Genomic DNA, 19,376 nt, shown 5'->3' on the forward strand with positions numbered 1-19,376 from the left:
TTAAGGGGATTTAATATTGGAAAAAATAAAAATCAAAAAACGGAAATAACAGCCTGTTTTTCAGAACCAAACAGACTAAAACAGGTAGAAAAAATGCTGAAATAGCAGTTCTTACTTATCTGTCACTTCGCCTTTCTGCATCATGCTATAGAAGTTCGGGAACTTCATCTGTACCGTTGTTCCCTGGTTTTCGTGCGAACTTACGATCAGTTCACCGTGGTGCATTCTTACGATGTTTCTCGCCAATGGAAGCCCGATTCCGTAGCCTTCGTAATTATTGGTATTAGAAGCTCTGAAGAAAGGATCATAGATTTTGTTCATTTCCACTTCCGGAATTCCGATACCATTATCTTTTACAATGATGTACACATCCGAATTGGTAGCTCCCAGAGAGACTTTAACCTGCTGGAAATTAGAATATTTACAGCCATTACTGATGATATTGGCCACCGCAAGATGCAATAGCTGCTCATTCCCCTGTACCTTTAATTTCTTCGGATTATCGGGAAGCATACTGATATCCAGATAGATATTATTTCGGGAATCAATTCTTCTGAGGGTTTCAATAACGTCCCAAAGCAGCTGATCAATTCTTACTTTATCCATTTTCTGGATTTTCCCATCAAATCCGGTTTGGGCAATCATTAATAAAGCTTTGATCTTTTTATCCAATTTTTCGGCTTCATCCAGAATGATTCCTAGGGTCTCTTTGTATTCATCTGCCGTTCTGCTGATAGAAAGGGCAACATCAGCTTCGCCCATAATAGAGGTAAGCGGAGTTCTTAACTCGTGAGAAACATTTCCGATCAGGTGATTCTGGGTTTCGAAAGAAGTTTCAATGCGGTTGAGCATATCGTTGAAAGTATCCACAAGTTCGTTAAGTTCTTTATTATCAGGCTGAGACTCCAGTCTTAAGTGAAGGTTTTCAGAACTGATCTCTTTTACCTTTCCAGTGATTTTTAAAATGGGTCTGAATAAAGTTTTAGATAAATAAAAAGAGAAAATCATACTAAAGAACAGAGACAGCACAATACAGGTAAGCAGCGTTCGCTTTAAAAAACCCAGATAATAAACGACATAATGGTTTTTCGCAGAGGCGATTGCAATATAATCTTTATCATCATATTTGAAGCTCTGTCCTATATAATAGAATTCTTCATCATTATAATTGGACTCTCCTTCTTTGATAATATTTTTAAAGAAATAGGCAGGAATATGAACTTCCTGAGATATTTTTTTGAAATTGGAGTCTGTAGGAACGGCAAAAACATAGTCTTTTTCCATGGGAAGTTCCTCATCATTCAGGCTGCTGAGAACATAGTTTTCCGGAAGGTCGAGATGATCTTTGCTTTTTTCGATCTGAACAATCGTTGCCGTCCTGATCTTCAGCAGTTCATAAAATCTCTGGTGTGAAAAATTAACGATAGAAAAATACACCAAACCACTGAACAGCAAAATGATGGCGGTAAAAACCAACATCAAAAGTACCATCGTTTTGGTTTGATTTGTAATGACTCTATTAAACATTCATTATGTTTTTTTCAATACATACCCCATTCCTATGACGGTATGAATCAATTTATTATCATCCTGGCTATCCAGTTTCTTTCTTAAATAATTTACATAAACATCTACCACATTGGTTCCCAGCTCGTAATTTACGCCCCAGACGGCATCCAGAATTTCTGCTCTTGAAATTACTTTTTCAGGATTATTCAGGAAATACAGTAGTAATTTATATTCTGTGGAAGTAAGGGAAATATCTTCCCCTGCACGGGTTACTTTCTTGGTATAATCATTCACCATCAGATCCGAAAACTGAAAGACATGTTCATTATCCGGCTCCGGTTCAGCAATTTCCAGTGGACCGTTGTTATTGCTTCTCCTTAGTAAAGACTTTACACGGGCTACGAGTTCAATGAATTTAAAAGGTTTCACCAGATAATCATCTCCACCACTTTCCAATCCGAGAACAATGTTTTCAGAAGTTCCCAAAGCAGTCAGAAATAAAATCGGAACACTTTGATTGGTTTTTCTTATTTCTTTACATACGTCCAGCCCATTCATTTCCGGAAGCATAATGTCTAAAATTACCAGATCGAAATCATTAGCCTGCACCAGCTGCACTCCTGTACGACCGTCAAAGGCAACAGAAATTTCATATCCATTTTCCTGAAGTCCCTTTTTAATAAAGGACACCACACTGGTTTCGTCTTCGATAAGAATAATTTTTTTCATAGATGAAATAAGGAGTTTTACAAAAATAGGGAAATTTTCCGGGGGAGAAAAAGTGAAAGAATCTGAGGAAGCGAGAAACAAATAATAATTTTCAATGAATTGATTCCCTCCTGTATCAAAACTCTATGGAATAATATTACCTTTGTTTTTAATATAACGGTGAAAAAATAATCAGGTTAAATTGCACACAGTATGAATGACTTTTTAATAGGTATCGGTAAGAGATTAAAGGATATTAGAAAAAAGAATAATTTAACTATTAATGAACTGGCTTTCAAAGCCAATGTGAGCAACGGTCTTGTTTCCAGGATTGAAAATGGAAGAACGATTCCTTCTCTTCCTGTTTTATTGGATCTGATTCAGTCGCTTGAGATTGATGCCAGTTATTTTTTTGAAGGGGTTGAGAAAAAATCCAACGCCAAATTCATCTATGTTCCCAAGGAAAGCCAGCAAGTCATTGAAAAAGAAGTAGAAGCTGAGGGATTCAAGTATATGCATATCTTCAGCAAGAGTCTTCATTCTTTAGGTTTTGAAGCCGTGTTACTAACTCTCGAACCCAATTCTAAAAGAGAAAAGGTCATTACGGATGCCTGGGAATTCAAATATATTCTGAAAGGAGAAGTGAAATACGTAATTGATAATGAAGAAATTATCCTTAAAGAAGGGGATTCACTTTATTTCAACGGTAAGTTTCCTCACGTTCCGGTAAGCATCAGTGATGAAAGCTGTGTGATGCTTGTTCTTTATTTTTATACTGCTTAGCTGCATTCTTTTTTAACGCAAAGCTTTTTATTATTTTGCTTTTGTCATTCTGACGAAGGAAGAATCTCTTATTTGCATTCAATAACGCGAGATTCTTCATTACATTTCATTTCATTCAGAATGACAATTGTAGTGCAGATTCCTTACAAATACACCTATAATAATGAAGCTTCATCAACGATAACGCCATAACCTTTGCACACTTATAATGTGGTATTATAATTATTAAACTTTGCGTTTAAATCTTATTCCAATTTTTACATCATTCTTCAGTTTTGGATTTCCGAAACACACAAAAGTTTACAAATATGCAACTTTTGTTTTTCTGTTTTCTTCCAAGATGAACGAAATATGAACTAAAACAGACCAATTTTCAACTGATTTGAGTTCCTTTTATTATTAGGAAATATTTACTAAAAACGTTGAAACAGTCACTTTAAAGCTTGTTTTATCGAATTCTCAAAGGTTAACTTCTATTGGTTTTAAAGTAAAAAAAGCGTAACAAACATGGTTTATTTGTTAAACAATACTTAATACAAAATATTTATATATATTAAAATTATTAGCGTGATTTGCATAAAAAATTTAATATATGTAAAAATGAAAACAAAATTAGAGAAATTACTTACCCTTGTTTTTGTCTGTTTCATTGTCTTTGTTTCAGCGCAAAAACAGTTAATTATAGGAACTGTTCTTGACGACAGCCAGCCTCTCCCCGGGGCCACAGTCAAAATAAAAGGCTTATCTAAAAATATAACGACTGATATTGAAGGAAAATTTACCATCAACGATATTAAAGAAGGTCAATACACATTGCAAATCAGCTATATAGGATATGAATCTTCAGATATTACTATTGATCTGAAACCAGAAGAAACGATTGACTTAGGAATTATCAAACTCTCCCAACCCAGAAAAAATATTGATGAAATTGTCGTTACCGGAACGTTAAAAAATACGGAAGCGAGAGCTTTAAACCTTCAGAAAAATGCCATTAATATTACCAATGTGATCGCTTCAGACGGAATTGGAAAGCTCCCGGACAGAAATGCAGCAGAAACCGTGCAGCGTGTGCAGGGAGTTTCTATTGAAAGGGATCAGGGAGAAGGAAGATTTGTTTCCCTGAGAGGACTTCCCCCATTCTGGGCATCCACAACCATCAATGGAAACAGACTTCCCACTGCAGAGGAAGAAACGACTTCCAGAGCAACGGCATTCGACTTCTTTCCTACGGAACTGATCTCCTATGTACATGTAAACAAGTCTTTTACCCCAGATATGGAAGCTGACGGAATAGGCGGTGGTGTCAATTTTATCACGAAAACTCCACCCATGAAAACAGAGTTCAAAGCAACGGTGGGAAGCGGTTATAACGCAAAGTCTGACAAAGGAGTTTACAACCTTGGATTTTTGTATGGAGGAAGAACAAAGGATAAAAAATTCGGGTATCTATTCAACTTTGCGCATTTTATCAGAAACTGGTCTACAGATAATTTTGAAGCAAGAAGAAGTGGTGACGAAGGGGTTTTCAGGCTGGAACTTCGTGATTATAACGGAGTCAGAAAAACAACGGGAATCAATACCGCTTTTGAATATGTGTTGTCTCCAAAAACAACCTTCTATTTAAAAGGAATGTATGGTACTTTATCGGATGATGAAACCCACTATAAACACAGAATCCGTTTTGATAAATTCAGCAGTACTAATAATACGGCAAGAGTGGAGCTTCAGAATATCCACAATTTACTGATAACGGAACTTACTTCTGTTTCTTTGGGTGCCCTTCATAACTTAAATAAAGGAAAAATCGACTGGGATTTATCTTACTACGACAACCAATTCAAGTACGGAAATATTCCTGATAAACAGAACAATTCTTACTATGTGATCAAGTACACTCAATCTGGTGTAGGTATCAATCCTGATTATATTTCCAATCATGGAAATGGCCCCAGAGCCTATTGGAAAGCTGACGGTGGTAAATTAGATTATAAAAATCCTGATGCGTTATTTGGTTTCTACAGTGATCCGAACTTTAAAATGGATGCTTCACAGATGAGATTTACAGATCTTGAATTTTATAAAGTTTTTGTAGAGGAAAAGGATAAAATCGTAGCGGCATTCAACCATGAGATCAATGCTTCTGATAAACTGACTTTAAAATATGGTTTTAAATACAGAGATAAAGAGCGTAATGCAAAATTCTCTGATATTTTCTACAACTGGAGCAGCGGAACAACACCTCTTCTGTCGGATTATTCTCAATACATCACGACACAGCCCAACGGACCGAAATATTTAAGTGAAATGAATGCCCACATCGGCAACACATTTGGTCCGGTACTTTCTACCACAGGAATGAACCAATTCTGGTATGATCAGCAGGGTAATCTGAAGATCAATACTGCTGATTCTGAAGCATTGGAATACAATAAAGCATTAGGAAGAAACTTTGATGTATTTGAAAAACATGCAGATGCTTATGGAATGGCAACCTATAAACTGAATGATAAAATCATCATTTTAGGAGGAATCAGATTATCCAATACCAATACAAAAGTAAGAGGATACAGTGTGAATGATAACGTTCTGACACCGGTAGAAAACACTAAAAACTATCTGGCTGTTCTTCCGATGATTCATTTAAAATATACATTAAATGATAAAACCAATCTTCGTTTTGCTGCGACAAGAACATTCTCAAGACCGAATTTTGGAGATCTTACTCCGAGAGGAACTTATATTGAAGCAGACAACGAGTTCAAAGGGGGAAACCCAAATCTTAATCCGACCTATTCTTTAAATTTTGACCTGATGGGAGAATACTATTTTTCCAATGTAGGAATTCTGAGTGGCGGAGTCTTCTATAAATCTATCACAGATCCTATTTTTCAGGACTCTTTTATCGGAAATTATAACGGAATCAACGGCGTACAATTTACAGCTCCAAATAACGGGAAAGCAGCGTGGCTAGGAGGAGTTGAGTTGGGAATTAATAAAAGATTTGACTTCCTTCCAGGGTTTTTACAATACTTTGGAGTACAATTGAATGCTACCTTCATGACTTCCGAAATGGAAAAGCCAAGCGGAAGAACGGTAGCACTTCCCTACCAGGCCAAAGAGTTGTACAATGCGCAACTTTTCTTTGAGAAAAAAGGGTTCAATGCAAGACTGGCTTACAATTATAAAGGAAAATATGCTGTAGAATATGCTGAGGAGGATATCAACGATTCTTATTATGGTAAATACAGCAATCTGGATTTCGGGGGTTCTTATCAATTTACCAAATATCTGACTTTGTATGCGGATGTGAACAATATTCTGAACAAACCTCTGATTTACCACTTCGGTAAAAGCGAAGACCGCCCGGAGCAGGTGGAATATTATGGAGTACGATTCAACCTTGGAATAAAACTGAATTTCTAAACCATTATCATGGCCAGAACCATCAATAAAAAAACATTAGTAACACTGAAGGCCGCATTTGCTGCTTTCGGTGTTTATTTCTGCATGTACGGTTTCAGGAAACCTTTTACCGTAGCTTCTTTCGAAGGACTTTCTTATTTTGGGGTAGATTATAAGATTCTGATTATCATCGCCCAGGCAGTAGGATATTTTATCTCGAAATTCATTGGAATTAAATTTATTTCGGAACTGAAATCTCAGAAAAGAATTACTTATCTTTTTACTTTCATTGCTATTGCTGAGCTTGCTTTGTTAGGGTTTGCAGCCGTTCCTGCTCCTTACAATATTCTGTTTATGTTTATCAACGGTATTCCACTGGGAATGATCTGGGGAATTGTTTTCTCTTATATTGAAGGACGAAAAACCACAGAAATCATCGGACTATTTTTATGTTCAAGCTTTGTGGTTTCTTCTGGGTTTACAAAATCTGCAGGAAAATTTCTGATGGATAATTTTTCCGTTTCAGAATTCTGGATGCCTTTTTCAGCCGGACTTATTTTCATAATTCCACTGATTCTTTTCGGGTTGCTTCTTGAGAGAATTCCCCAACCTTCGGAAGAAGATATTTTACTTAAAAACAAGAGACAACCATTGAATGGTAAGGAAAGAAAAGCTTTGATCCAACAGTTTTTTGTACCGATTGTTTGTATCATATTTTTATATATAAGTTTAACGGTTTTAAGGGATTTCAGAGACAATTTCAACCGTGAGATCTGGGACGGACTGAATTTTACTTTCGACAGTTCTATTTTCACTTTAACTGAAATTCCTATCGCCGTAATGGTTCTGGTGATTTTAAGTTTTATGGTAAAAGTAAAAAACAATAAAAAGGCATTTGCCTATTATCATTACATTCTTTTTGCGGGAATTCTTACGGTAGGGCTTTCTACGTATCTGTTCCAGCAAGGTTCTCTGTCTCCTTTTTTATGGATGACGGTTTCAGGTTTTGGAATGTACATCTGTTATATTCCTTTCAATGGAATTTATTTTGACCGGATGATTGCCGCTTTTGAAATTAAGGGAAATGTAGGTTTTCTGATCTATATTGTGGATTCCTTCGGTTATCTGGGAAGTGTTTTGATTCTGCTGTACAAAAATTTCGGATCGGCCCAGACTTCCTGGTTACATTTTTATATCAACTTAAATTATATCATCACCATAGCGGTTTTCGTTCTTTCCGTGATTGCTTTTCTGGCTTTCAGAAAAACGTCAAAACCCAACTCTAATTCTAATCAATTCATCAATTTCGATACGTCGAAAATTTTATAAACTATACGACAATGACAACAAAATTTGATTTACTCGTTGTAGGAGGTGGAATTTTAGGAACATTCCATGCTTATCATGCGCTGAAGAAAAATCTTAAGGTAGCTTTACTGGAAAGAAATTCTGTTCCTCAGGGTGCCACGGTAAGAAATTTCGGACAGGTAGTACCTTCCGGAATGGATCTTAAATGGCAGAATTTCGGACGAGAAAGCCTTGCCATCTACCATGAACTTCATGATCAGGCAGACCTTACCATCAGGCAAAATGGCTCCATCTATATTGCTTCCAATGACGAAGAACTTCAGCTGATTGAAGAACTTTATGAAATCAACAGAAATAATGATTATGAATCTGTTTTATTATCAAAAAATGACTGCATCAAGAAATTTGACGGTCTTCGTTCCGACTATTGCAAAGGAGGTTTGTTTTTCCCACAGGAACTTTCCGTAGATTCTGCAGATATGATTGTAAAGCTTCACAAGCTGCTTCAGGAAAAAATGGGATTACAGATTTTCTACAATACAACTGTACTGGAAACCCATGAAGATGATCAGAAATGTACAGCGGTAACTGCAGATGGAACGGAATTTAACGCTTCCAAAATCATAATCTGCGGTGGACACGAGTTCAAAACTTTATATCCTAAAGCATTCAATAACAGCGATCTGGAAGTGAGTAAGCTGCAGATGCTTCAAACAAAGCCTCAAGGAATTTATTCGCTTCAGGGAAATATTCTTACAGGTCTTTCTGTGAGAAGATATGAATCTTTTAGTGAGTGCCCTTCTTTTCAGAAAATCAAGGCCTTAGAAGACCCGAACTCATTCGAAAAGAAGTATGGAGTTCATATTTTATTCAAACAAGCTCTTGACGGTTCTGTGATCATAGGAGATTCTCATGAATATGCAGATGCTAAAAATGCAGATGATCTGGGGTATGATCTTAATATGGAGATTGATGAATTCATGATTCATGAGGCCAAAAAAATTATTGATCTTCCTACCTATGAAATTCAGAGAAGATGGTTCGGAATCTATTCCCAGTGCAAAACAAAAGATATTTTTGAGCACAGCCCATCTGCCAATATTCATATTGTAACAGGGATCGGAGGAAAAGGAATGACGGGAAGCGGTGGCTTTTCCAAATTTAATATTGAAAAAATTTACGCATAACATTTACATGAAAAATATAGAATTATTAGTTCTGGATATGGCCGGAACAACAATTGATGAGGATAATGTAGTTTACAAAACGCTTACCAGTGCCGTGAATGATTATGGCTACAAAGTAAGCCTGGAAAAAGTATTATCCAGCTGTGCCGGAATGGAAAAACTGGAAGCTATCACAAGTCTTTTAAAGGAAATCAATGGGAACGAAGAAGATGCTCCTGCTATTTTTGAGAATTTTTCTGACCAGCTGAAAGAATCTTACCAAAATCTGGATGTAAAACCCATCAACGGAACGGAAGATTTCTTATTGAATATGAAAGCTCAAAATAAGAAAATCGTTTTGAATACAGGTTATACCTCAGAAATCGCCCATCAGCTTTTGGATAAACTCAACTGGAAAGAAAGTATTCATTTTGATGCTTTAATTACCGCTGATGATGTTTCAGAAAGCCGTCCAAGCCCTGAAATGATTCATCTTGCCATGAAGAAATTTAATATCACTGAAGCCTATAAGGTTTTAAAGGCAGGTGATTCTGTGATTGATATTGAAGAGGGAAAAAATGCTGGTTGCGGACTAACAGTAGCGGTTCTTTCAGGAGCTCAAAGTAAATCAGAGCTTGAAAAGGCTGCCCCTGATTATATTCTGAATACGATTTCTGAAGCTGAAGGTATTCTTTAAACACTTTTTCAGATTATTTTTAAATACTTCTTGACACAAATGTTTTCATGGTTTTTCTATTGGAAATGTTTGTGTTTTTACCACCCCCGTCAAATTTCCAATTTGACAAAGGTTTTCACAAAAGTCAAATGGTTTGGCTTTTGTCATTCTGAACGAAATGAAATGTAGTGAAGAATCTAGTGTTTTGAAAATCAATAAGATTCTTCCTTCGTCAGAATGACACTTTTGAAACAGCCTCGATATAGTACATCCAATTGAAGATTTTTAAAAAGCTTTTTTCGGGAACTTTTTAATTATCAATTAATTAACTTTCAGTTCATAAATGTTTACAAATAGTAAACTAATTTTACAATAGTTAAAAAATAAATTACTATTTGTAAACTTTCACAATTCTAAAAACCCTTTTTCCCCATGAAAACAAAACTATTCTCAATGGCTGTTGTAATGAGCTGTTTCCTTGGAGCTCAGACTAAAAAAGTCCTTTTTATCGGTATTGACGGATGCCGTGCAGATGTCATGATGTCTACGCCTACACCAAACATTCAAAACCTCATCAGTCAGTCTATTTATTCTATCGACGGACTTTGTGCCGCCACTACCTGGAGCGGAAACGGATGGAGCACCATGCTGACGGGTGTATGGCACACCAAACACAATGTTCAGGACAATAATTTTACCAGCCCGAACTATGTTAATTATCCGGATTTTTTAACAAGAGCAGAGACTTATAATCCCGCTCTAAGAACCATTTCTCTGGCTCATTGGTCACCGATCAACGATAAAATCATCCAAACTGCAGATGTAAAAAACAATCTGGCAACGGACCTTGCCGTGAAAAATGCAGCCGTTACAGCTTTGCAGAATGATAATCCGGATATTCTTTTTGTAGATTTTGATGATGTAGACCATGCCGGGCATTCTTATGGATTCTCATCCACTGTTTCTCAATATGTCAATTCTATTAAGACTACGGACTCTTATATTGGAGAAATTGTTACTGCAATGAAAAACAGGCCTTCTTATAACAACGAAGACTGGCTGGTTGTATTGACTACAGATCATGGAGCTATTGAAAGTTCTCACGGAGGTGGAAATCTTACCGAAAGAAATATTTTCACGGTATATTCCAATCCTGGATTTACTCCACAGCAGATCAGCAAAACTGTTCTGGAATCCAATAAAACATTTAATCAGTTGAATTTCCCGGCGGGAACTTATGCAAAGCCAGCAAGCCAGACTCCTTTTAATTTTGGAGCTAATCAGGATTTTACGATTGAATTTTGGGTAAAACCCAATGCAGCTTACTCCAGTGATCCGGTGATGATCAGTAATAAAAACTGGGCGAACGGAAAAAATAAAGGATTTGTTTTCTCAGGTTATTCAGGGCAGACTTTCAAAATGAATATTGGAGATGGAACCAACAGGATTGATCTTGTTGGCGGAAAAGTAGAAACCAATAAATGGAAACATATTGCGGCAAGCTTTGACAGAGATGGTCTTGTAACATTGTATGAAGATGGTGTTCCGGTAACTTTTGCAAAAATGAACACCATCGGCAATATTGATTCCGGACTTCCTCTAACATTAAATCAGGATGGAACGAATGCTTACGGAATCAATCTGGCGGCTTCTTATAAAGATGTAAGAATCTGGAAATCTGCTCTTCCCAATGATGTTATCGTGAATTGGGCGAACCAGGATATTACAACTTCGCATCCTTATTATTCTCAATTATTAGCTAACTGGAAGTGTAATGGAACTTCAGGAAATACATTGACAGATTCCAGCCCGAATGCCAATAACATGACTGTGACAGGTTCTCCTACTTATAATGCGGGTACAGTGAATAATTTTAAGGTGTATGATTATACCTCAACAACGAGAGAAACAGATCACTTCCCTACGGTATTGAACTGGCTTTGTATTCCGGTGCAGTCTTCATGGGGAATAGATGGAGTAAATAGAATCCCGGCATGTTCCAAAGAAATATTGGCAGCAAAAGAAACAAAAGCAATCGCTGATGATTTTAAAATTTATCCGAATCCTGTTTCTACCTTCATTGGAGTCCAGTATCAATCTGAAGATAAGGAAATTAAAGCAGAAATCATCGACAGTAAAGGATCAAATGTTTTAACAGCACAGTTAAAGTCTTCAAGAGGTTTTTACGATGAAAAAATCAATATCGGAAATCTTCCAGCTGGTGTGTATTTCATTAAAATCAACGGAAGCAAAAAGTCATTAACCAAGACATTCATCAAGAAATAAAACAGTAAAGCAATTAGATTTAAATTTGATATTAGAACAAGGATATTCCTATCCGAGTTCTAATATTTTTTTTTGTTTATATCCTGAAAATCAACTCCATTCTGACATCTGCACGGTCGTACTCAGCATGACCAATAGGTGTATGGATAAAGCCAAGCTTTTCATACAACTTAATAGCCGGAACCAAAATAGAATTGGTAACTAAAAACACTTTTTCTGCATTTAATTCTTTCGCTTTTTCCACTAAAGCATTTCCCAGCAGATAACCTAATTTTTTCCCTTGGGCTTTAGGACTTACTGCCATCTTTGATAGCTCAAAAACAAGAGGGTTATCCTCTGTTTTTACCAAGGCACAGGTTCCTACAACTTCTCCATCCAGCAAAGCAAAGGCTATATGTCCGCCTTTATTTAAAATTTCCTCTTCGGGATGATCCAGAAGCTTGTAATCTCCTGCTTCCATCACAAAAAACGTTTTGATCCATTCCTCATTCAAAGCTTTAAAAGCTTCTTTATACTGAGGTTCATAGGCTATAATTTTTACTTCATTTTTACTATCATTCATCGCTATAAGGTTTATTAAATTCTGTTTTTTATCATTTTTCCCAGCTTTTCCAGGTCACTATCCACTCTGTCTGTCCATTCTAACGCATAGTTTAAACGCATACAGTTCTGATACTGATTATATTGTGAAAAGATTCTTCCCGGGGCAAAGTTTACTTTCTGACTGACAGCCAAATCATAAAGATCTTCCGTACAGATTCTCTTATCCAGTTCCAGCCAGAGCATAAAACCGCCTTTGGGTTCTGAGATTTTTGTATTATCCGGAAAATATTCAATCACCGATTTCTGGATCTGAAGGTAATTGGCGTATAATTTCTTTCTGAACATTCTCAGGTGATGATCATATCTCCCATGAGCAAGGAAATCAGCAATCACATCCGAGAATAAAGAAGGTCCACTCACCGTCTGAACCAGTTTTTGACGAATAATTTTCTCTTTAAATTTTCCCGGTGCTACCCATCCTACTCTAAAACCAGGTGCTAATGTCTTGGAAACCGAGCCTACCCACATCACAATTCCTGCTTCATCATAAAACTTACAAGGTTTCGGTCTTCCTGCTCCGAAATAGATGTTTCCGTAGACATCATCTTCCACCAAAGGAACATTGTGCTCGGTAAGCATTTTAACCAGCTCTTTTTTGTTCTCGTCCGGCATCTGAAATCCCAACGGATTATTATAATTTACCACAAAACAACATGCAGAGAGCTTGGGAAGCACTTTCTTTAGAGCATCCAGGTCCACTCCTGTAATAGGATGCGTAGGAATTTCTACTGCCTTCAGTCCCAATAATTGAATGGCCTGAAGAATTCCAAAATACACAGGGCTTTCCACTGCGACAGAATCGCCTGGTTGCGTAACGGCCATTAAGCAATTATAAACGGCATTCATCGCTCCGGAAGTGATTACCAGATCATCTTCTGTGATTTTCCCTTCCATGACCATGGACCATTTGGCGATTTCACGACGTAGCACTTCGCTTCCCTGCACAGGTTCGTAATTGGTTCCGCTGTCACTTTTCCTTTTCATCACATCAATCATGCACTTTTTCATCTTGGCTACCGGAAGAAGGCTTTTCCCGGGAATTCCAAGCGCAAATTGTGTAACATCTGTCCCTCCGATACTCCCGAATACCTTGTCAATCAAATCCTGAGGAGTATTTTTACCTTCTGAAACCTTCATCTGTGTCACAGAAGGCAGCGCCAGTTTTCGCTGGGAAGTCTGGCTTACATAATATCCATATTTGGGACGTGATTCTACCAGAGAGCGGCTTTCGAGTTCCATATACGCTTGTTTTATAGTATTCAGACTTACATTGTATAATTTCTGGGCACTTCTCAATGAAGGCAGCCTGTCTCCAAACTGCAGGGTTTCGCTTTTAATCTGCTCTGTGACAGAATTGGCTATTTTAAGGTACAGAACATCTTTAGACATAGAATCTGGGTTTTACGTAAATGTACAATTTTATCCTGTTTTTATTCAGGATTCAACCAACTGATCATACTGTTGATACTGCTTTTTAACTGTTCCGGATCCTTGAAATTGGATGTATTATTATTTTTGCAATATCTTTCAGCGCGGGAATAAAAATTCCTTTTTTCAGTATCTGTCATTCTGTTTTTATCATAGATTTTAAAAGATATTTCATCTTTTTCATTGATGATAAGACTGGCAAAAGCAACAGTTTCTTTTCCATTTTTAGCCAAAAGAAAAGGAAGTCCGAAATTCTGGTCTGCTTGCTTCAAATTCTGCGTTTGCAGAAAAATGTTCTTCAGCTCCAACATATCTGATACATAAGCCTCAGCATATTGAAACTGTTTCTGATGTTGAGTGATTGTTTCCATATTTTCTTCTTTAGCTAAACAAAATTATGGAGTATTTAATTTTGGATACAGATACAGAACTATAGAATATTATGGATACAGATTTTTTATTTGATCTTTTTACTCTCGCAGATAAAGCAGATTTTCTCTTGAAGAAATCCTAATTCACACAATTGACAATAGCATAGAAATAAAAAACAGACTGCTTCTATCCGAAACAGCCTGTTTACAACTATTTAAAGTTTCATGGTTATTGTTCTGCTTTTTTAAGGGCTTCTTTGATTCCTTCCAGTCCGTCACCAAATTGGGCAAGCAGTGCTACAATCTGCGACATTCTATCATTCTCACCCAATCCTTTCAGGGTTTTATTTTTAACAAAGGTTTTCTTTATTTCATTCCAGCGTTCGGTTTCTTCTTCTGAAAGAATTCCTATCAGTTCTTTCATTTTCAACATATTGGCTTCTGCCCCGGTTGTCAGCGTCTGAGATTCATTTTGATAATGATTCAGCACAATCTGAATGACTTCATTATCTTTAAGAATCGGTTGTATCTGTGCAATCAGCTTGTTCATATTACGGTAAGATCCCTGCAATTTGAATGGTGGTTCATTTCTGTAATCGTCTGACATGGCCGCGGATGCGATATATTCTCTGTTCACCTTCAACACCATATTTCTCACCCTGATGGTATTTTTCAGTACTGTTCTGAAATCTGATATTTCACTGGAGCTGAAATTTCCTTTCAGGTTATCGGCAGGATTATCGGTAATCACACAATCATAGAGTTCATACAGGTTTTCCATTCCCGGATTGGTCAGCCTGGTCAGATATTCATTCGACATTAAAGCATTTTCAATAAGGCTCAGGTCAAAAAGGTCTGTTTTCGATCCGGATATTTCTCCTAAATTGTAGGTATCTGAACGGTTGGCCAGCATATCTGGAATTTTAAACTTTTCTCCACTTTCCGTATAGGGGTTTCCAGCCATGACTAGGCAGAATCTTTTGGATCGAAGGTCATAAGTTTTACTTTCCTCATTGTAGATTCCTTCAATCTTTCTCTGTCCGTCTGCAAGAGAGATGAATTTCTGTAAAAACTCAGGATTACAGTGCTGGATATCATCAAGATAAAGCATAACATTGTCTCCCATTTCCAGCGCAAGATTCAGTTTTTCAAGTTCCTGTCTGGCACCTGCATTTCTTGCTTCAGAAGGATCTGTTGATACAATATCGTACCCTAAAGACGGTCCGTTGATCTTCATAAATACGAGCCCCATACGCTCTGCCATATATTCCATCAGGGTTGTCTTTCCGTATCCAGGAGGAGATACCAAAAGAAGCATTCCCATTCTGTCTGTTCTTTTGTCTGAACCTGCTGTTCCCAATTGCTTCGCAAGGTTGGCTCCAATGAGAGGAAAATAGACATCATTGATCAGTTTATTTCTCACAAATGAGCTTAAGACTTGAGGCTTAAAGGTATCCAGCTTCAATGCTTTTTTCTTTTCATCTACCCAACTGTATTTCAATTCCTGAAGACGTTTGTATTTCGGAACGGTAGCGGTATTAAAGTGACTCAGTCTGGATACAAATTCAAAGTAGTTAAGATGATATTCCGTGTCTTTTTCAAGAGATTTCAGCTCTTTTATGGCGACTTCATAAGCAATGTGTTTGATATTTTTCGGATCAAACTTTTGGGTAATGATAAATGCTGCGGCTTCCTGTATGATATTTTCACCAGCCTCCGGATCAAATGCCTGTAATGCACTCTCAGCAATGTAATAACATGCTGAAGGATACTGATATATAGCCTGTATCTGAGTAATGAACTCCAGATCTTTGCCTTTTTCTTTGAGTTCTTTCAGGAACAATTCATACAAAGCAGCAGCTTTTTCTGAGATCAGGAAGCTTTCTTTATCTTCTTTTTTCAGGTATATGGCAGCATTGATATAATCCGTTTCCAGAAAAACACCATGTGCTGATGCAAAAGATTTCATTTCTTCCGAAATTTCTCTGCTTAAGTACTCAAATCCCTGTTTTACAGTGAATGATTGAGTAATAATGGATGCTACCTCAAACTGTTTGGTATAGTATTCTTTCCTTTCACTTTCAAGGAAAAACCAGAAAAGCTGGGCTAAAGTTCTCTCCTGTGCTGTAAACCTCATCAGTCCAAGTTCATTATGGATCTGCTGAAGTTTCAAGACAATAGTTTCAGCATCTTTATCATGAATTCCTTTTACCAGTCCTTCCCCGAAATGTTCTGCAGTAAACTGCTGTACTGCCTTTTCATTTTCAATCTCCGAGGTTATTTCCTTGTGAGCGGAAAATACATTCCAGGCAAGGTATTCAAATCTTTTTACCTTGTTGTTTTCTGAAACAAATTCCTGGTTCCAGACTTCTTTGAATTCACCTGCTGTGAAGTTCAGCGGTTCATAAAAACTTGTTCCGGTAAGATGATAATAATATTGAGCATTCCTCAATACCAGCGTAAGATCCAGCTTCTGCTGGTTGACCGCAAATTTATAGTCTCCCAGTGCAATGACGCTTTCTCCGTCTGCATAGATCTCTTTTTTATCTTTCAGTTTTCTTACGGCTTCCTGCTGCTGGTTTTTTAACAAGGTCTGAATCTCTTCCGACTTTGCCGAGTCTTCCCATTCTGCAAGTTGTCTGGAGAGGTCTCTCACTTTCTCCACCATCAGATCTGCTGCAAAATAGCCATTGATCTCATTTTCAGAGTCAAAAGATTCTGCTTTGGTCTGTACCGATTTCAGGATTCTCTGTGCAGCATCAAAAAGGTTCTGAGTCCTTTTATTTCTTGCTTCGGTAAGCTGTACCCTTTTATTCTGGAAATGTCCGTAAACTTCTTCTCTTTTGGCTCCTATCTGTTGAATGAATTCTTCGAAATCAATAAATTTCGTTTCCATTTCTTCCAACTGGATGGAAAGTTTGGTCAGATATTCATCACATTTCTCAGGAGTTTGTGAAAGCTCCAGAAAATTGATCACAGACTGGTCAAATAAGGTAATCTGAGCCTGGAAATCTGAAGCCAGCTCTTTCCCTGAAATTTCTCTTTTTCTTTTGCTGAGTTCAAGTCTTTCCTGATTCAGTCTGGCAAAAATCAGAGAGATGTTTTCAATAATCTGGGTAGACTGGGAGGTGTCTTCAATTTTAAGGTTATTAACGATATCTACCAATAATTCCAGCTGCCCGGAAAGGGTATTGATATTTTCTTCAATTGTTCTGGCATCAATGGCTTTCTGTAATCCAATGATATTGTCAGAAATCTGCTGTGCTCTTTCTTCGTATGGCAATAATGCACCTTCCTGAAGCAGAAATTCTACGCAGGCATTTGACAGTTCTGTATAACGGTCTGCAAGGGATTTTTCCAATCTATCCAGCAAAGCTGTGTCTGCATATTTAAGCTCTCTTGCTCCTGTCACTTCTCCTCTTAAGGCTCTGATCTGAGAAAGAGCATCAATATATTCTGTAAGCTGGGAATAGTGAAGCCTTTTGGTATCATCAAGAATTTTCTCACAGGCCTGTTTTATCTTTTCTAAAGCTTCTTCTGTATTCTTCCTTTGCTCTACTACTTTTTCGTATTCATTGATGGCCGAATGCGCAATCGCTCTGATCTCCTTCAATGGTACATCAAGCTTCTGAACCTCATCTTCACCAAGAAAATAGTAAGTATCTAGAATAAAAGTAGAGAGCTTTACGATATCATCATACAAGCCACTGTAAGAATCTTTTTTGTTCAGAAGGGTGATCAGCTCCTGACTCTCCGCCATTACTCTTACAATATCTTTATTTCCTATTTTGTACAGTAAACTGTCTGCTTTTTCTATATTGGGCAACAGTTCTTTTGAAAAAGGAGTCTGCCAGATCTGAGACAGATGATGTTTGGTTGTTTCGATGCTTTCTCTGAGGTAGATCAGTTTCCCGTCCTGCAAAAACGTAAATCCACTACAACGAATCGGCGTTTCTATGGTCTGGGTGATAATATTGTAAGAAATAAGCTGATAGTTATTCGTTTTATCATCATAAAAAACATACAAAAAGTTCTCTCCGTTCGGTTCTGTAATGGTTTTCAGATAATAAAGTCTGTTCTGATCCTGAGAAATCACTTTTAATCCTCCGGTCTGAAGGGCATATCCGTTTGAAAATAATACCCCTTGATTTTCCGGAAGCAAAAGCCCTGAATATTTAAGAGCATCTGCTCTGGAAACGGTTTTTTCTTTATGGTTATAAATGAAATAGCGTTCTGTTTCCTGATAAGGCTTTATTTTAAACAAAACAAGATTGTCCAGATCACAGAAATGAATCTCTGCATCATCCAGATTCTGATCTTTGTGAATTACATCTTCGGAATAAATTCCTTTTCCGGTATCCGTATTGTCTTCTACTTTGATGGTAATATCTCCACCGATGCTTTCTACAAAAACTTTATCTGCTAAAGAAATATGAGGATGTTTTCCGGATCTCTGCATATCTCTGGTTGCCTTTGTCCATACAAAGCCATGCTGCTGAGGATATGAGGTTTCGGAGGCACTTCTCGAATCTACATAGATCAGTTGATTCTCTTTGATCAGCCATTTAAAGGCTTTGATATCTGTGGTACTTTCCGACAGTTGAAAAACCATATAAAGATAGTTTTCCGTGAAGGTAAATCTGGCAAAGAAAGTATTTCTGTAATATTTGTAAAGGTTTTTAAACTCGTCAATGAAAACCTCATCATTGATCAGGGTGTGATCCTGAGGTTCAAACCGGTCATTATTGATGGTATATATTGAAAAAACGTCCGAAATATTGATTTCCGTCTGAAGTCCAAGGTGCGCATTAGACCCGAAAATCAGGTGGTCACCCAGTGAATAGATATCTTTGGCAATACAGCTGTGATCCGTAGAAATTCTTTCATTGGCTACAAGCGAAAAATCTACTCCGCCAAATATATTTTTACGGTTTTCATTAAGCTGCTGAAGTCTCTGAATCAGATCATTCTTCTGCTCATTTAAACGGTTCTGAATAATTTCGTAAGTTCCGGAATTAAGTTGTTCTGACATCGTTTTTATTTAGGTTGTCATGGCTGCTGCACGACAGCAGGTCTTTGTATAACTTTTGGTACTTTGAAAATTTTTTTTTGATATAAACCTAATAGGTTTGA

The 19,376-nt window shown here is 37.2% G+C and carries 12 protein-coding genes; 6 read left to right on the plus strand and 6 right to left on the minus strand.

What is annotated here, in order from left to right; translation table 11 throughout:
• Window positions 1-111 precede the first annotated feature (111 nt).
• Window positions 112-1,527 carry a sensor histidine kinase gene (locus DDF69_RS03525; protein ID WP_114819561.1) on the minus strand — a complete coding sequence of 472 codons (1,416 nt, stop codon included), beginning with the start codon at window positions 1,525-1,527 and terminating at the stop codon, window positions 112-114.
• A gap of 3 nt (window positions 1,528-1,530) precedes the next feature.
• On the minus strand, window positions 1,531-2,238 hold the full coding sequence (locus DDF69_RS03530; RefSeq protein ID WP_114819562.1) for a response regulator transcription factor: 708 nt from the start codon (window positions 2,236-2,238) through the stop codon (window positions 1,531-1,533).
• A gap of 192 nt (window positions 2,239-2,430) precedes the next feature.
• Here DDF69_RS03530 and DDF69_RS03535 point away from each other — a divergent pair, with 192 nt between their 5' ends.
• From DDF69_RS03535 to DDF69_RS03560, 6 genes are all read left to right on the plus strand, one after another.
• Window positions 2,431-3,000, plus strand: a complete 570-nt coding sequence (locus tag DDF69_RS03535) for a helix-turn-helix domain-containing protein (RefSeq protein ID WP_079243618.1) — start codon at window positions 2,431-2,433, stop codon at window positions 2,998-3,000.
• Between the two features lie 600 nt (window positions 3,001-3,600).
• On the plus strand, window positions 3,601-6,426 hold the full coding sequence (locus DDF69_RS03540; RefSeq protein WP_114819563.1) for a TonB-dependent receptor: 2,826 nt from the start codon (window positions 3,601-3,603) through the stop codon (window positions 6,424-6,426).
• A 9-nt stretch (window positions 6,427-6,435) separates the two neighbouring features.
• Window positions 6,436-7,734, plus strand: a complete 1,299-nt coding sequence (locus DDF69_RS03545; protein WP_114819564.1) for a DUF5690 family protein — start codon at window positions 6,436-6,438, stop codon at window positions 7,732-7,734.
• A gap of 11 nt (window positions 7,735-7,745) precedes the next feature.
• Window positions 7,746-8,900, plus strand: a complete 1,155-nt coding sequence (locus tag DDF69_RS03550; protein ID WP_114819565.1) for a TIGR03364 family FAD-dependent oxidoreductase — start codon at window positions 7,746-7,748, stop codon at window positions 8,898-8,900.
• A 7-nt stretch (window positions 8,901-8,907) separates the two neighbouring features.
• Window positions 8,908-9,576: an HAD-IA family hydrolase gene (locus DDF69_RS03555; RefSeq protein ID WP_114819566.1), complete on the plus strand. Its 669-nt coding sequence runs from the start codon at window positions 8,908-8,910 to the stop codon at window positions 9,574-9,576.
• Between the two features lie 411 nt (window positions 9,577-9,987).
• Entirely contained in the window at window positions 9,988-11,841 is a 1,854-nt protein-coding gene (locus DDF69_RS03560; RefSeq protein WP_114819567.1) for a LamG-like jellyroll fold domain-containing protein, read from the plus strand.
• Between the two features lie 76 nt (window positions 11,842-11,917).
• On the opposite strand, the gene DDF69_RS03565 is transcribed toward DDF69_RS03560, so the two are convergent.
• The 4 genes from DDF69_RS03565 to DDF69_RS03580 all read right to left on the minus strand — a co-directional run bounded on the left by DDF69_RS03565 (window position 11,918) and on the right by DDF69_RS03580 (window position 19,275).
• Window positions 11,918-12,403, minus strand: a complete 486-nt coding sequence (locus tag DDF69_RS03565; protein WP_114819568.1) for a GNAT family N-acetyltransferase — start codon at window positions 12,401-12,403, stop codon at window positions 11,918-11,920.
• Window positions 12,404-12,417: 14 nt separating this feature from the next.
• Window positions 12,418-13,833, minus strand: coding sequence for a PLP-dependent aminotransferase family protein (locus DDF69_RS03570; protein WP_114819569.1), 1,416 nt, complete (start codon window positions 13,831-13,833; stop codon window positions 12,418-12,420).
• 41 nt (window positions 13,834-13,874) lie between these two features.
• On the minus strand, window positions 13,875-14,243 hold the full coding sequence (locus DDF69_RS03575) for a hypothetical protein (protein ID WP_114819570.1): 369 nt from the start codon (window positions 14,241-14,243) through the stop codon (window positions 13,875-13,877).
• 229 nt (window positions 14,244-14,472) lie between these two features.
• Window positions 14,473-19,275: a DNA repair ATPase gene (locus DDF69_RS03580; protein WP_114819571.1), complete on the minus strand. Its 4,803-nt coding sequence runs from the start codon at window positions 19,273-19,275 to the stop codon at window positions 14,473-14,475.
• Window positions 19,276-19,376: the final 101 nt, after the last annotated feature.

It is taken from the genome of Chryseobacterium sp. KLBC 52, assembly GCF_003347605.1.
In the GTDB taxonomy this organism is placed as follows: Bacteria; Bacteroidota; Bacteroidia; order Flavobacteriales; family Weeksellaceae; genus Chryseobacterium.

Coding starts and splice junctions, on each gene's coding strand:
- DDF69_RS03525 (WP_114819561.1), bottom strand. CDS start 1,527: ATGTTTAATAGAGTCATTACAAATCAAACCAAAACGATGGTACTTTTG.
- DDF69_RS03530 (WP_114819562.1), bottom strand. CDS start 2,238: ATGAAAAAAATTATTCTTATCGAAGACGAAACCAGTGTGGTGTCCTTT.
- DDF69_RS03535 (WP_079243618.1), top strand. CDS start 2,431: ATGAATGACTTTTTAATAGGTATCGGTAAGAGATTAAAGGATATTAGA.
- DDF69_RS03540 (WP_114819563.1), top strand. CDS start 3,601: ATGAAAACAAAATTAGAGAAATTACTTACCCTTGTTTTTGTCTGTTTC.
- DDF69_RS03545 (WP_114819564.1), top strand. CDS start 6,436: ATGGCCAGAACCATCAATAAAAAAACATTAGTAACACTGAAGGCCGCA.
- DDF69_RS03550 (WP_114819565.1), top strand. CDS start 7,746: ATGACAACAAAATTTGATTTACTCGTTGTAGGAGGTGGAATTTTAGGA.
- DDF69_RS03555 (WP_114819566.1), top strand. CDS start 8,908: ATGAAAAATATAGAATTATTAGTTCTGGATATGGCCGGAACAACAATT.
- DDF69_RS03560 (WP_114819567.1), top strand. CDS start 9,988: ATGAAAACAAAACTATTCTCAATGGCTGTTGTAATGAGCTGTTTCCTT.
- DDF69_RS03565 (WP_114819568.1), bottom strand. CDS start 12,403: ATGAATGATAGTAAAAATGAAGTAAAAATTATAGCCTATGAACCTCAG.
- DDF69_RS03570 (WP_114819569.1), bottom strand. CDS start 13,833: ATGTCTAAAGATGTTCTGTACCTTAAAATAGCCAATTCTGTCACAGAG.
- DDF69_RS03575 (WP_114819570.1), bottom strand. CDS start 14,243: ATGGAAACAATCACTCAACATCAGAAACAGTTTCAATATGCTGAGGCT.
- DDF69_RS03580 (WP_114819571.1), bottom strand. CDS start 19,275: ATGTCAGAACAACTTAATTCCGGAACTTACGAAATTATTCAGAACCGT.